13 protein-coding genes are annotated in these 14,152 nt (G+C 69.9%); 9 read left to right on the top strand and 4 right to left on the bottom strand.

All coding sequences use genetic code 11. From position 1 onward, the window contains the following. Positions 1-59: 59 nt before the first annotated feature. Positions 60-1,325: a D-inositol-3-phosphate glycosyltransferase gene (gene mshA / locus AC1DXI_RS17135; protein WP_476939594.1), complete on the bottom strand. Its 1,266-nt coding sequence runs from the start codon at positions 1,323-1,325 to the stop codon at positions 60-62. A gap of 127 nt (positions 1,326-1,452) precedes the next feature. On the opposite strand from mshA, the gene AC1DXI_RS17130 reads away from it, so the two are divergent. Next, on the top strand, positions 1,453-1,980 hold the full coding sequence (locus AC1DXI_RS17130) for an N-acetyltransferase family protein (RefSeq protein WP_476939593.1): 528 nt from the start codon (positions 1,453-1,455) through the stop codon (positions 1,978-1,980). Between the two features lie 61 nt (positions 1,981-2,041). Here the strand turns inward: AC1DXI_RS17130 and AC1DXI_RS17125 are convergent, their stop codons facing one another. Next, complete coding sequence (locus AC1DXI_RS17125; RefSeq protein ID WP_476939592.1) at positions 2,042-3,478, bottom strand: family 4 glycosyl hydrolase; 1,437 nt, start codon at positions 3,476-3,478, stop codon at positions 2,042-2,044. A gap of 104 nt (positions 3,479-3,582) precedes the next feature. On the opposite strand from AC1DXI_RS17125, the gene AC1DXI_RS17120 reads away from it, so the two are divergent. From AC1DXI_RS17120 to tsaD, 6 genes are all read left to right on the top strand, one after another. Then, on the top strand, positions 3,583-4,674 hold the full coding sequence (locus AC1DXI_RS17120; protein ID WP_476939591.1) for a carbohydrate kinase family protein: 1,092 nt from the start codon (positions 3,583-3,585) through the stop codon (positions 4,672-4,674). 698 nt (positions 4,675-5,372) lie between these two features. Then, the gene (gene alr / locus AC1DXI_RS17115; protein ID WP_018773726.1) at positions 5,373-6,593 is read left to right on the top strand and encodes an alanine racemase; all 1,221 of its coding nucleotides are present in this window, start codon (positions 5,373-5,375) and stop codon (positions 6,591-6,593) included. After that, positions 6,590-7,210, top strand: a complete 621-nt coding sequence (tsaE, locus tag AC1DXI_RS17110) for a tRNA (adenosine(37)-N6)-threonylcarbamoyltransferase complex ATPase subunit type 1 TsaE (protein WP_476939590.1) — start codon at positions 6,590-6,592, stop codon at positions 7,208-7,210. Before alr ends, tsaE begins: the two co-directional genes overlap by 4 nt. Continuing rightward, positions 7,210-7,881, top strand: a complete 672-nt coding sequence (gene tsaB, locus AC1DXI_RS17105) for a tRNA (adenosine(37)-N6)-threonylcarbamoyltransferase complex dimerization subunit type 1 TsaB (protein WP_476939589.1) — start codon at positions 7,210-7,212, stop codon at positions 7,879-7,881. The genes tsaE and tsaB overlap by 1 nt, the downstream gene beginning before the upstream one ends. A gap of 47 nt (positions 7,882-7,928) precedes the next feature. Further along, complete coding sequence (rimI, locus tag AC1DXI_RS17100; RefSeq protein ID WP_051082277.1) at positions 7,929-8,396, top strand: ribosomal protein S18-alanine N-acetyltransferase; 468 nt, start codon at positions 7,929-7,931, stop codon at positions 8,394-8,396. Continuing rightward, entirely contained in the window at positions 8,393-9,538 is a 1,146-nt protein-coding gene (gene tsaD / locus AC1DXI_RS17095) for a tRNA (adenosine(37)-N6)-threonylcarbamoyltransferase complex transferase subunit TsaD (protein ID WP_476939588.1), read from the top strand. The genes rimI and tsaD overlap by 4 nt, the downstream gene beginning before the upstream one ends. Positions 9,539-9,608: 70 nt before the next feature. Here the strand turns inward: tsaD and AC1DXI_RS17090 are convergent, their stop codons facing one another. Then, the gene (locus tag AC1DXI_RS17090) at positions 9,609-10,760 is read right to left on the bottom strand and encodes a glutamate--cysteine ligase (RefSeq protein ID WP_476939587.1); all 1,152 of its coding nucleotides are present in this window, start codon (positions 10,758-10,760) and stop codon (positions 9,609-9,611) included. Positions 10,761-11,069: 309 nt separating this feature from the next. On the opposite strand from AC1DXI_RS17090, the gene AC1DXI_RS17085 reads away from it, so the two are divergent. Continuing rightward, positions 11,070-11,903: a shikimate 5-dehydrogenase gene (locus tag AC1DXI_RS17085; protein ID WP_476939586.1), complete on the top strand. Its 834-nt coding sequence runs from the start codon at positions 11,070-11,072 to the stop codon at positions 11,901-11,903. A 68-nt stretch (positions 11,904-11,971) separates the two neighbouring features. Here AC1DXI_RS17085 and AC1DXI_RS17080 read toward each other — a convergent pair whose 3' ends face one another. Beyond that, the gene (locus tag AC1DXI_RS17080) at positions 11,972-13,195 is read right to left on the bottom strand and encodes a class I SAM-dependent methyltransferase (RefSeq protein WP_476939585.1); all 1,224 of its coding nucleotides are present in this window, start codon (positions 13,193-13,195) and stop codon (positions 11,972-11,974) included. Between the two features lie 66 nt (positions 13,196-13,261). Between AC1DXI_RS17080 and AC1DXI_RS17075 the strand changes: the two genes are divergently transcribed. Beyond that, complete coding sequence (locus AC1DXI_RS17075) at positions 13,262-13,696, top strand: hypothetical protein (RefSeq protein WP_476939584.1); 435 nt, start codon at positions 13,262-13,264, stop codon at positions 13,694-13,696. Positions 13,697-14,152 lie beyond the last annotated feature (456 nt).

Below are 14,152 nucleotides of genomic sequence, written 5' to 3'. Positions count from 1 at the left end.
TTTGTCCCCGTCCGGTGTTGCCGGGCTGGGTTGGAGCGGGCGGAGGGGGTGGATCCGGTTCAGGGTGTGTGGCCCACCGGGATGGTCAGGCTTCCAAAATACTGGCTCACGGCGGTGTGGTAGCTCTCCAGCGTAATCGCGGCGGTGCGCTGCCAGCCGAAATCCTGGGCATGGATCGCGGCGGCGCGCCCCATGTCGGTGCGCGTTTGGGCATCGTCGAAGAGTGACTCGAGGGCGTCCGCCCAGTCGCTGGCCTTGTGGCCCTCGATCAGCATCCCGGTCCGCCCGTCCTGGACGGCGCGGGAGAGGCCGCCGACTTTCGTTGCGAGGACCGGCGTCCCGCAGGCCTGCGCCTCCAGCGCCACCAGGCCAAAGGACTCGCTGTAAGAGGGCATCACCACGACGTCGGCGGACCGGTACCAGCCGGCCAGCTCCGGGGCGTTCACCGGTGGGTGGTGGGTGGCGACGTCGTCCATTCCGGCGGCGCTGATCAGCGCCTTGAGGTTGAAGTCCTTGGCGCCGCTGACGGCCCCCAGAATGGTCAGCTGCAGGTCGATGTCCGGGCGCCGGGAGCGCAGGAGCGCGGCCGCCTTGATCAGGATCTGCGGGCCCTTGAGCCGCTGGATCCGGCCCGCGAACAGCAGATGGAACTTGCCCGGAGCGATGCCGTGCTGGGCCCTGGCCCGGTTCCGGAAGGCCGGGGTGAAGACGGCCAGGTCCACGCCGGGCGGCGCGACATCGATGCGGTCGATGTCGGCGTTGTAGTGCGAGACCAGCTCGGCCGCTTCGGTGCCGGTGTTGGCGATCAGACGGGTGGCGCCGTCGACAATCCGGTGCTCGCCGTCCTCACGACGCCGCGGCTCGGGCTGTTCGCCGGACTCGAGCAGCTGGTTCTTGACCTTCGCCATCGTGTGCATGGTGTGGACGAGGGGCAGCCCCCACAGCTCCGCGAGCTCCAGTCCGGCCACCCCGGAGACCCAGTAGTGGGAATGGACGACGTCATAGCGGCCGTGCGGCTGGAGCTGGCGGATCCGGTTGATCTCGGCGACCATGCTGTGCAGCAGCCCCGGGAGCTCCTCCTTGGGCAGCTTCCGCGGCGGCCCGGCGAGGACATTGTGCACGCACACGCCAGGGGACGGGTGTTCGACGGCGGGCTGAGTGGCCGAGGTGGACCGGGTGAAAATCTCCACTTCCACGCCGGTCTCGGCGAGGGCTGCGGCCAGCGCCCGGACGTACACGTTCATGCCGCCGGCGTCACCGGAGCCGGGCTGTTCCATGGGCGAGGTGTGCAGGGAAAGGAAGGCGACGCGGCGGATCAGCGACACGGTTCCCCTTTCCTCTGCCCATTTCTCTCTGCCAAATGCATGTCGATAAAACATTACTCCTGAAGTGCCGGCCGGTTCACGGGACCGTTCGGTTCGCAGACCGGGACGTGCTGCTAACGTGGCCGCTGTGAACACAACCACAGGACCAGAGCCCGCAGCCGGCTGGACCATCCGCGAGGCCCGCCCGGAGGACTGGCCGGACATCTGGACGATCCTGGAACCCGTCATCCGTTCGGGGGAGACCTTCACCTGGGACCGGGACACAGGAGAGGCCGAGGCCCGCGGGCGCTGGTTCAAGCAGGCGCCGGGCCAGACGTTCGTCGCGGTTGCCTCCGACACGGGGGCGGTTCTTGGCACCGGCGAACTGCACCCCAACCAAGGCGGCGGCGGCAGCCACGTCGCCAACGCGGGCTACATGGTTCACCCGGCGCAGGCCGGCCGCGGACTGGCCCGGGCCCTGTGCGCCTATTCGCTCGACGCCGCCCGCGACGCCGGCTTCCGCGCCATGCAGTTCAACGCCGTCGTGGAAAGCAACGTCCGGGCCGTGGCCGCGTGGAAATCCATGGGCTTTGAGGTGCTCGCGACCATTCCCGAGGCGTTCAACCACCCTGAACTGGGCTACGTGGGCCTGCACGTAATGTACCGAAAACTGTAGGGCTGCCGGCCCCGGAGCCGCGGGACGCTAGCGTCGGCAGGCCCCCGCTGCCGGCAGGCCGCTACGGCCCGCCGAGCCAGAGACGGCCCAGCTCCGGGAACGCCGCTTCATAGCCGGCCAGCAGTTTGCCGGCGAGGACATCCGAATCCACGAGCGGATGCCTGGCGAACGCGGCGAGGGCCGCCTCCCGCCAGCCGGTCGTCGCCGCCTCCACTACGAGCCGTTCGACGTCCTTGACGCGCCGCAGCAGCTCCAGTTGCGCCGGTCCCGGACGGTCCTGCCGGACCGGCTCGGCGCCGTCGGGCGTCACCCGGCACGGAACTTCGACGACGGCGTCGGCCGGCAGCCCCGGAACAGCCGGCACCGCCTGCGCTCCGGACCCGGCGGCGGACCCGGCGCCGGGCGCTTCCGGGACCGCGGACCCGGCGGTCGTGACGGTGTTGCGCGTGTTCAGGATCAGGTCCGCCGCGCCGCCGCCGGAGAGGGCGCGCATGGCCGCCAGCGCCACCCGCTCGTAGCCGCCCCCGGCGAGGTCGGTCTCGTCGCGGCGTTCGCCCGAGGCGCGGGCCTCCGCGAGGTAGCCCTCCTCGCGGGACCGGCGGGCGGCCTCCCACAGCGCAAAGGCCTCCGGCCCGGCGGCGGCCAGCCGGGGATAGAGTTCGGCCTGCTGCCGGGCGATGGATTCCCCCCGGGTCTGCCCTGCGGCGCGCATGCCGGCCACCGCCCGAACGGTGTCGTAGTAGTAGAACAGATATTCATTCGGCAGGCAGCCAAGGCCGGCCAGCAGCCCGGGCGGGAATAGCCGGCCTTCCTCGAATTCCGACAGCGCCGCAGGGTTCGCGAGCAGTGCCGGGAGGGCGTCCCGGCCCCCGGCCCCCAGGCGGTACAGCCAGCCGAGGTGGTTCAGGCCGTAGTAGCCCACGCCGTCGAGCGTGCCCTCCGGCAACGCGACGCCGGCGGCCCGCGCCGCGCGGTGCACCAGGCCGCTGGCGGAGTCGCAGATCCCGATCACCCTGGGACCAAGCACCGGGAGCAGGGCCTCCGTGACCATGCCGGCGGGGTTGGTGAAGTTCAGCAGCCACGCCCCGGGGCAGCGGCTCCGCATATGCTCCGCGAGCCGCAGCATCGGCGGAATGGAGCGCAGCGCGTAGGAGATCCCGCCGGCGCCGGTGGTTTCCTGGCCCAGAAGTCCGAGGTCCAGGGCGATCCGTTCGTCGGCGGTCCGCCCGGCGGTGCCGCCGGGCCGGATGGCCGCGAAGACCATGTCGGCGCCGTCGAGGGCCTCGGGGAGCGAGGACACGGCACGGATCTGCGGGCCGGAACCCGGCGGGCCCTGCCGGGCGAGGGAGGCCAGGACCGCCTCGATGGCCGCCAGCCTGGCGGGGTCGACGTCGTAGAGCACCAGCTCCCGCACCAGCCCCGCGAAAGGACCGGCAGAGAGCGCCCGGTAGACCAGGGGGACGCGGAAGCCGCCCCCGCCGGCGATCGTGAGCCGCATGCGGACAGTCTATTCCCCGCCGAATTTTCCGCCGGCCGGGGTGCCGGCCGGGGCGCCGCTTCCCCTGGTTTCCCTCGACGGCGGTACAGCGTAGTGTGCCGTATATGGACGCGACCCCGGCGCGGCGATTTGATCCGCTCTCTGCCGTCCGCAGCCCGGCCGCGGACGGGTTCGACCTGCTCTTAACCGGGACGGTGTTCCAGGACATCATCTTCACCGGGCTGCCCCACGCGCCGCAGCCCGGGACGGAAATCTGGAGCGACGGGATGGGCAGCTGCCCCGGGGGCGTCGCCAACCAGGCCATCGCCGCCTCCCGGCTGGGACTGCGGACCGGTCTTGCCGCCGTGTTCGGCGATGACGGCTACGGTGACTACAACTGGAAGATCCTCGCCGCCCAGGAACACGTGGACCTGTCCCTGTCCCGGCGAGTTCCGGGCTGGCATTCTCCGGTCACGGTGTCCTTGAGCGTGGAAAAGGACCGGTCCATGGTGACGCACGGGCACCCGGCGCCGGTGACCTCCACCGAGCTGGTCGGGTGCCCGCCGCCGGCGCTCGCAGCCGTTGCGGAGCTGGGGGAGGAACTCGAACCGTGGGCTGTCGACGCGCACAAGAACGGCGTCCAGCTGTTCGGCGACGTCGGCTGGGACCCCACCGGCGCGTGGTCCTCGACCCGGCTGGACAACCTGAAGTATTTCCACGCCTTCATGCCGAACCAGCACGAGGCCATGAACTTCACGGGCCGCGACGACCCCTGGTCCGCCCTGTACTCGCTCGCGGACCGGGTTCCGGTGGCGGTGGTCACCCTCGGCGCCCAGGGATCCATGGCCGTGGATTCGGAAACGGGGGAGGAGGAGTGGGTCCCGTCCCTGCCGGTCCGGGCCTACGATCCCACCGGCGCCGGTGACTGCTTCGGTGCGGCCTTCATTGTCGGCTCCCTGGCCGGCTGGCCGCTGGGAGACCGTCTCCGCTTTGCCAATCTGTGCGCCGCCCTGGCCGTCCAGGAGGTGGGCGGCTCGCTGGCCGCACCCGGCTGGGGCGACATTGCCGACTGGTGGCAGCGGGCCAACGCCAGGAAGGAACGGCAAAGCAGCCAATGGCTTCGCCGCTACCGCTTCCTGGAAGAGATCGTGCGCGATGTCCCGCCCGAGGCCCAGCGGCGCGCGACGGCGACCATCGCCCACCTGTCCGACGCGTAGCCGGGCGGGGCAGCCGGGGCTTTCGTGGCCGGCACGAGTGGGCATGTCCCGCGGTGGGTGCCGGCCGGGTTCGTGGCACCACTGGACATGTCCTCCGCTGGGGCCAGGGCTTGGGCATGGACCCGTTCTGCGCGGCCTTGGGTGTGAAGATTGGGCATGTCCAGTGGTGGGTGACGGGCCGGGTTCGGGCCACCAGTGGACATGTCCTCCGCTGGGGCCAGGGCTTGGGCATGGACCCGTTCTGCGCGGCCTTGGGTGTGAAGATTGGGCATGTCCAGTGGTGGGTGCCGGCCGGGTTCGTGGCACCACTGGACATGTCCTCCGCTGGGGCCAGGGCTTGGGCATGGACCCGTTCTGCGCGGCCTTGGGTGTGAAGATTGGGCATGTCCAGTGGTGGGTGACGGGCCGGGTTCGTGGCACCACTGGACATGTCCTCCGCTGGGGCCAGGGCTTGGGCATGGACCCGTTCTGCGCGGTCTTGAGCGTGAAAAATGGGCATGTCCCGTGGTGGGTGCGGGCCGGGTTCGTGCCACCACTGGACATGTCCTCCGTTGAGGCCAGGGCTTGGGCATGGACCCGTTCTGCGCGGTCTTGAGCGTGAAAAATGGGCATGTCCCGCGGGGAGGAATGGGCATGTCCCGCGGTGGGCGGCCCAGGCCGATTATTCGGCCCGCAGCGCCCGCGCCTAGAATCGTTAGGTGACTTACCAAGCAGCAACAGGCGATCTCCTGCCCGGTTCGGCGGCAGTGCCGGCCCACGCTGAGGAGCGCTCAGCCGTAATCGACCTCGATGCCATCCGGCACAACGTCCGCCGCATCGCAGCCGTGGCCTCACCCGCGCAGGTCATGGCCGTGGTCAAGGCCGACGCCTACGGGCACGGCGCCGTCCAGGTGGCCCGGGCCGCCCTCGGCGCGGGGGCCAGCTGGCTGGGCGTCGCCCACATCTCCGAGGCCCTCACCCTGCGCGCCGCCGGGATCGAGGCGCCGCTGCTGGCCTGGCTGCACACCCCGGACAGCAACTTCGCCGCCGCGGTGGCCGCCGGCATCGACATCGGCTGCTCGGGCTGGGAACTGGACCGGATCGTGGCCGCGGCCCGCGAGCAGGAACGGCCCGCCCGAGTGCACCTGAAGGTCGACACCGGGCTCGGCCGCAACGGCGCCACCCTCGACGCCTGGGACAGCCTGGTCGGCGAGGCCATGGAACACCAGGACCAGGGCCTGCTCCGGGTCGTGGGGATCTTCTCCCACCTGGCCGTTGCCGACGAACCCGAACGGCCCGAAACCGACGAGCAGCTCGCCGCGTTCCGCCAGGTCCTCGCCGTCGCCCAGGACGCCGGCGTGGACCCCGAGGTCCGCCACCTCGCCAACACCCCGGCCACCCTCTCCCGGCCGGACACCCACTTCGACCTGGTCCGTGTGGGGCTGGGCCTGTACGGGCTGTCCCCCTTTGAAGGGCAAAGCCCGGCCGAGCTCGGGCTGCGCCCGGCCATGACGGTCCGCACGGTGGTCTCGCACTGCAAAGACGTGCCCGCCGGGCAGGGCGTTTCCTACGGGCTGAACTACCGCACGGACGGTGTCAGCACCCTCGGGCTCATCCCGCTGGGCTACGCCGACGGCGTGCCGCGCATCGCCACCGGTGGGCCCGTCCGGGTCGAGGGCACGAACTATCCGGTGGTGGGGCGCATTGCGATGGACCAGATGGTGATCGACCTCGGACCCCGCCACGTGGCGGCCGGAGGCCCGAGCATCCTCGGCGCCGAGGCAGTGCTGTTCGGCGACGGCGCCGACGGCGGACCCACGGCAGATGACTGGGCCAGGGCCGCCGGTACCAATAACTACGAGATCGTCACCAGGATCAGCCCGCGCGTGCCGCGCCGCTACCTCAACGAAGAGCCCTCCACCGGCGAAGAGCGGCCGTGAGCGGGCCCGCGTGGGAACGGAGCCTTGAGGTCCGCACGGCGGCTCAGACGCATGCGCTCGCCGCGGCCCTCGGCGCCGTGCTGGAAACCGGAGATCTGCTGGTCCTGACCGGCGAACTGGGTGCCGGCAAGACCACGTTCACGCAGGGGCTGGGGGAGGGACTGGGAGTGCGGGCCGGCATCATTTCGCCGACCTTTGTCCTGGTGCGCATCCATCCCAACCTGCCCGAAGGACCCCGGCCGGGCGGACCGGACCTGGTGCATGTGGACGCCTACCGGCTGGAGTCGGCCGCTGAAATCGACGACATCGATCTGGAAAACACCATGGATAGCGCCGTGACGGTGGTCGAGTGGGGCCGCGGCCGGGTTGAGCACCTCAGCGACAGTCGGCTGGAGGTGGAACTCCACCGCACCCGCGGAGGTGCCGCCGCGCCCGCCAAAACGCCCGCCGAAACGTTCGCCGAAACCCCCGCCGCCGGTCCCGTTCTGGACTTCGACACGGACGACGACGACGAGCTGCGGACCGTCGTGATCCGCGGCTTCGGCCCGCGCTGGGCCGAAGTGCCGGCGCTGCCCGGCGCCGAGCCCTTGCCCCAGACCCCGGAACGGAATCCCTGATGCTGATCCTCGCCATCGACACCTCAGCTGTCGCCAGCGCCGCCCTGGTCTCCGACGATGCACCGGAATCCGTGCTGGCCAGCTTCGCCACCGAGGACACGCGCACCCATGCGGAGGTCCTGGCCCCGGGAATCGACGGGCTCCTGGCCGAGGCCGGCGTCAGTGGGCGCGACGTCGACGCTATCGTCACCGGCGTCGGCCCCGGACCGTTCACGGGACTGCGCTCCGGGATCGTCACGGCCCGCACCCTCGCGTTTGTCTGGGGCAAGCCGCTGTACGGCGTCATGAGCCTGGACGCGATCGCCCTGGAAGTAGCCGAATCCACCGACTCGGCCGCGGAGTTCATTGTCGCCACCGATGCGCGCCGCAAGGAAGTGTACTGGGCCCGGTACACCCTCTCCGATGCCCAGCTGCCGCACCTGGAGGACGGCCCGCACGTGGGATTCGCCGCGGATCTGCCGGATCTGCCCGTCTACGGTGCCGGGGCAGGAATCTACTCCGACGTCGTCAAGGCGGTCGCCGAATTCAGCACCCGCCAGCCGGAGGCCCTCTCGCTCGGCCAGTTCGCACTTGCCCGGCTCTCCGCGGGGGAACAGCTCCTGGACTCCACCCCCTTGTACCTGCGCGAATCCGACGCCCAGGTGCCCGGACCCCGGAAGCGTGCCCTGTGAGCGCGGGGCGAGCCGTCCGGCTGCCCGGCGGGGTCACCCTGCGGGACATGGACGCCGCGGACATCCCCGCCGTCCACGCCCTGGAACGCCGGCTCTTTCCCGTGGATGCCTGGCCGCTGCAGATGTTCCACGACGAGCTGGCGCAGGCGGATACCCGGCGCTACCTTGTGGCGGAGATCCACGGCGGGATCGTGGGCTATGCCGGGCTCATGTGCATCGAACCGATCTCGGACGTCCAGACCATCGCCGTGGTGCCCGAGCAGGAAGGCAAGGGCATCGGCTCGGCCCTGCTCACCGAGCTGATCGCGGAAAGCCGGCGCCGCCACGCCCAGGACGTGCTGCTCGAGGTCAGGGCGGACAACCCCCGGGCCCAGCAGCTCTACCTGCGCTTCGGCTTCGAACAGATCCACGTCCGGCCCCGCTACTACCGCGACGGCGTCGACGCCCTGATCATGCGGCTCCAGCTGCCCCGCGAACCGCTCAGCCCCCAGCCAACGGAAGCAGGCCGACCATGAACCGCACCCAGCCGCTCGTGCTCGGCATCGAGTCCTCCTGCGACGAAACCGGCGTCGGCATCGTCCGGGGGACCACCCTGCTGACGAACACCGTCTCGTCCTCCATGGACGAACACGTCCGCTTCGGCGGCGTGATCCCCGAGATCGCCTCCCGCGCCCACCTCGACGCATTCGTCCCCACCCTCGAGGAGGCCCTCGCGGAGGCGGACGTGACGCTCGCGGACATCGACGCGATCGCCGTCACCTCCGGACCGGGCCTGGCGGGGGCCCTCATGGTGGGGGTCTGCGCGGCCAAGGCACTCGCCGTCGCCACCGGCAAACCGCTCTACGCCATCAACCACCTGGTGGCGCATGTCGGCGTCGGGCTCCTGCAGCAGGGCGGCGGCACAATGAATCCGTTGGGCAACGCGACGCCGGTCGGCGCGGCGCAGCAAACCACTCAGCAGACCGCGCAGCCAACCCTGCCCGAGAACATGGGCGCGCTCCTGGTCTCCGGCGGCCACACCGAGATCCTGCGGATCCGGAGCATCACGGACGACGTCGAACTGCTGGGCTCCACGATCGACGACGCCGCCGGCGAAGCCTATGACAAGGTGGCGCGGCTCCTGGGCCTGGGCTACCCGGGCGGCCCGGCCATCGACAAGCTGGCGCGCACCGGCAACGCCAAGGCCATCCGGTTCCCGCGCGGACTCACCCAGCCCAAGTACATGGGGACCGCCGAGGAACCCGGACCGCACCGCTACGACTGGTCCTTCAGTGGACTCAAGACCGCCGTCGCCCGCTGTGTGGAGCAGTTCGAGGCCCGCGGCGAGGTGGTGCCCGTCGCCGACATCGCCGCGGCCTTCCAGGAAGCGGTTGTGGATGTGATTACCGCCAAGGCGGTGCTCGCCTGCCGCGAAAACGGCATTACGGAGGTCCTCCTGGGTGGGGGCGTTGCCGCCAACTCGCGGCTGCGCCAGCTCACCGAACAACGCTGCAGCGCAGCCGGGATCCGGCTGACAGTGCCGCCGCTGCCGCTGTGCACGGACAACGGCGCCATGGTGGCCGCGCTCGGGGCGCAACTGGTGATGGCCGGCGTGAAACCGAGCGGGATCGGCTTTGCGCCGGATTCCTCGATGCCGGTCACGACAGTCTCCGCCTGAGGCTGCGTCCGCCTGAAGCTAGGACGGCCTGCGGCTTCAGGCGCCTCCGTGCCGGCTCTTGGCGCCGGAGCTAGGCTTCGGGGCCCTTGCGCATCTGCTTGACCAGGTCCAGGACAACGGCGCGCAGGTCGCCGCCGTGCGCCGCCGCAACGCGCCGCTGCCGCTGGTACCCGGCGCCACGCTCAACGATCTTCAGGACGTCGGCCAGCTCCGCGGCGCAGCCCAGTTTCACCGCGACGGGTTCAAGGCGGGCCACCGTCTCACGGATGTGGTCGGTAACCAGCTGCTCGTTGCCCGCGGCGTCGAGGATGATGATTGCGTCCAAGCCATAACGGGCCGCCCGCCATTTATTCTCCTGGACATGCCAGGGCGGCATGGTGGGTATGGTGCCGCCGTTGTCCAGCGTCGTGGAAAACTCGTCGACGAGGCACTGCGTCAGGGCGGCGATGGCGCCGACTTCCTCGAGCGTGGCCAGGCCGTCGCAGATGCGCATCTCGATGGTGCCGAAGTGCGGGACGGGCCGGATGTCCCAGCGGATTTCCGAGAGCGAATCGATCACGCCGGTGGTGAACATGTCCTGGGCGTACGCCTCGAAGTCCTCCCAGCTGGAGAACTGGAAGGGCAGCCCGGCGGTCGGCAGCTGCTGGAACATCAGCGCCCGCTGGGAGGCATATCCGGTGTCCTCGCCGCCCCAGAAAGGGCTGGACGCGGACAGCGCCTGGAACTGCGGGAAGTAATTGACCAGGCCGTCCAGCACCGGAAGGACCTTGTCCCGGCTGTCCAGTCCGACGTGCACGTGGACGCCGTAAATGACCATCTGCCGGCCCCACCACTGGGTCCGGTCAATGAGCTTGGCGTAGCGTTCCTTGTCCGTGACGGGCTGCAGCTGGGGCGGGCTGAAGGGATGGCTCCCGGCGCAAAAGATCTCCACACCCATCGGATCGGTCACGTCCCGGACCGCAGCGAGCGAGCTGCTCAGGTCCGCCTTGGCCTCCGCAACAGTGGTGCAGATGCCCGTGACGAGCTCCACGGTGTTCAGCAGCAGCTCCTGCTTGATGTGCGGGTGCTCGTCGTCCTCATTGAGTTCGGGATGCCGGGCCGCGACGCCGCGCAGCACCTGGTTCGCCACGGAGGCCAGCTCGCCGGTCTCGGCGTCGACGAGCGCCAGCTCCCATTCCACGCCTAGGGTCGACTGCCTGGATGAAGCGAACTCGATCTTCATGTGGTCCCTTCACTGTTTTGCTGTCCCTGGCCGTGGTCCTGGTGGGGAAATGCGCTGGCAAACACCCTCGGACATGCCCCTGGACGTGGCACCGGCGGTGTCACGTGCAATTTCCCACATACCAGGGCGCCGGCCGGGCGGCTGGCAGGGCTACGGGTGGTCCAAGTCTAGTGCAGGGCCGGCCACGGGACCGTGTCAAAGTTGCCGCTGGTGCGTGAGTGTATTCACAACGTGGCTGGTCAGCGACGGCGCGCGCAGTCGCGCGGTGAGCCGCGGGTGGCCGGACCCATCCTGGCGTTTAATGGAGCTGTGCCCATTCTGAACAAAGACATGACCCTGTGTATCTCGCTCTCGGCCCGGCCCAGCAACAACGGGACGCGCTTCCACAACCATCTGTACGAACAGCTGGGCCTGAACTGGATCTACAAGGCCTTTGCCCCCACCGACCTCGCCCAGGCGATCGCCGGGGTGCGCGGCCTCGGCATCCGCGGCTGCGCGGTGTCCATGCCTTACAAGGAGGACGTGATCGCCCTCGTTGACGTCATGGACCCGTCGGCGAAGGCCATCGACTCGGTCAACACCATCGTCAACGACGGCGGCCGGCTGACGGCCTACAACACCGACTACACCGCAATCGAGCAGCTCCTGCAGAGCAATGCGGTCCCCAGGGACTACTCGGTGCTGGTCCTGGGCGCCGGCGGCATGGCCAAGGCCACCGTGGCAGCGCTGCGGGATGCCGGGTTCAAGGACGTGACCGTCGTGGCCCGCAACGAAGAATCCGGCCGCGCCCTGGCCGAACAGTACGGCTTCGCCTGGAGCGCCGAACTGGGCGCTGCGGCGTCCGGTACCGGCATGGCCGACATGCTGATCAACGTCACCCCTATCGGTATGGCAGGCGGCCCGGACGCCGCCGCGCTGCCCTTCCCGCAGGAGGCCATCGACGCCGCCAAAGTGGTGTTCGACGTCGTCGCGCTCCCGGCCGAGACGCCCCTCATCAAGGCCGGCCGCGCGGCCGGCAAGACCGTGATCACCGGAGCCGAGGTGGCCACGATCCAGGCGCTCGAGCAGTTCGTGCTGTACACCGGCGTCCGGCCGACCGACGAGCAAATCCGGGCCGCCGAGGAGTTCACGCGGGCCCAGTAACCCGGCCGCCCAACCGCTTCCCTGGGATCCTGCCGGCGGGGCCCTGCGCCCGGGGCCCGCTGGCGGGGCTAGACGGGCTCCACCGAGATGGCCACCCGGTCCTCGCCGATCCTGGTGAGGACCAGGGTGGCCGATTTCTTGTCCTTGTGTTTGGCGCTGCCGCCGGGCAGGAGTTGCTTGCGCAGCTCCTCCGGCGTGACAGCGGTGCCGCGTTTCTTGATGTCCAGGACCCCGATGCCTTGATCCTTGACCCAGGACTTGAGTGCCTTGACGTTGAACGGCATCACCTCCAGGACCCTGTAGGCCCTGGCGAACGGGGTGTCGTGCAGCTCCGGGGCGCAGATGTAGGCGATGTGCTCGTCCACGAGGTGCCCGCCCAGCTGGAGCGCGACGTCGGCCACCAGGCCGGCGCGGATCACCGCGCCGTCGGGCTCGTACAGGTACCCCTCCACGGGTCCCACGGGCGCCACCGGGCCGGCGCCGAAGTCCTCGCCGCTGGTGAGCTCAGCGGAACCAAGGGGTCCGAGCACGAGGGCCGCGCGCCGCACCCCGGGACGCCGCACCGCGTTGAACCACAGGGCCACTTCGGTCACGTCCCCGCCCACAGAGACCCACTGCGCCTCGCAGCCGGCCGGCACGGAATCGTGCGGCATGCCCGGTCCCATCTTCACGCCGACGGCGCGGCCGGAGCCGGCGAGTGACTCCACGAAGGACAGCGGCGGGGAGAAATCCTCCGGATCCCAGATCCGCTTGGTTCCGGAAGTGGACGTCGTGCGCCGGGCGGGGTCGAGCCAGACGCCGTCGATCCCCTCGAGCGATACCGACGTGGCATCGGAATGGACCACGGTGGCATTGCGGAACGGGATCAGGTTCATCGTGGCGCAGGCGGCCGTGGCCTCGTCCATTTCCACGGAGGTGACGACCAGGTCCAGGGAAGCCAGGGCCATGGAATCCGCCCCGAGCCCGCAGCCCAGATCCGCGACGTGGCCGATCCCGGCCTCCGCGAACCGCTGCGCGTGCCGTGCCGCCACCGTGAGCCGGGTGGCCTGCTCCAGGCCGGCCTTGGTGAAAATCATCTGCCGGGCGAACTCGCCGAACTTCGCCTCGGCCTTGGTCCGCAGCCGGGACTGGGTGAGCACGGCCGAGACCATTTCGGGGGAGTGGCCGGCCTTGCGCAGCGCCGCCGTGAGGCGGAAGGCCTCGTCTTCGCGGTACGGCCCCAACGACGCCAGCAGCTCCCAGCCCTCGGGGGTGAGGATCGGGGCAATATGTTCCTGCGGTGCGTCAGTCATGCCATCCAGCGTAGTTGAGGTCCGCGGGCGCGCTGTGACCGGACGGCGGGGGCTAGGCTTGACGGCATGGAAGACAGCGGCACAGGCGACAGCATCTCAGCGGACACAGCCGGACAGGACACGGTCGGGAACGACGACGCCGGGCAGGAGCGCCGGCGCCCGCAGGGGCTGGCCCGCTACGCAAAACCGGCGCTGATCGCCGGCGCGGTGATCGCCGTCGTGTCCGTCGCACTTTTGGTGATCATCTTCTTCCTCGACTCCTTCAACGCCACCGTGTATTCCGTCGGCGGCAAGAACGTCCAGGACGCCACGGACGAGGCCCGGGCCATCCGCGACACCTATACCGCGGCCCGGCTCGGCGGCATCATCTTCCTCATCGCAGGGATCCTGCTGGCCGCCGCCGGCGCCGTGCTGATGTACCGGCACCGGAACGACGAAGGCCAGGACACGGACGAAGACGACGGCGAGGACGTGGACTTCGACGACCTCGCAGGCCAGTAGCCACCGAGTAGGCGCACGCGGGGGCGCAGCGCGTGGGCCCCGCGCCCGCAACGCCAAGCGGTGCCACAGGCCACAGGACATGCCCAGCCTCCTGCGCCATGAATGGGCATGTCCTCCCGGGCAGCTCACGCTCGTTGCGCATGTCCATCGCTCAGCGCGGGCAGCGAACATGATGCCCAAATGCCCTCCGGCCGCCACGAAGATTGGGCATGTCCTCCGGGGCAGCCCGCACCCGCTGGGCATGTCCATCGCTCAGCGCGGGCAGCGAACATGATGCCCAAGTGTCCACCGGCCGCAGCGAAAAATGGGCATGTCCCCCGGGGCGAAATGTTCACCCGGAACGAATTTCTGGCACTCGCCTTGACCGAGTGCTAACCATTTACATAGAGTCGTCATTAGCACTCTCCCTAGGAGGGTGCTAACACATGAAGCGCGCTCCGCCAGGCACGCTGCCGG

The organism is Arthrobacter sp. P1_H7 (assembly GCF_056405215.1).
This window is presented reverse-complemented; position numbering and strand designations above follow the sequence as displayed.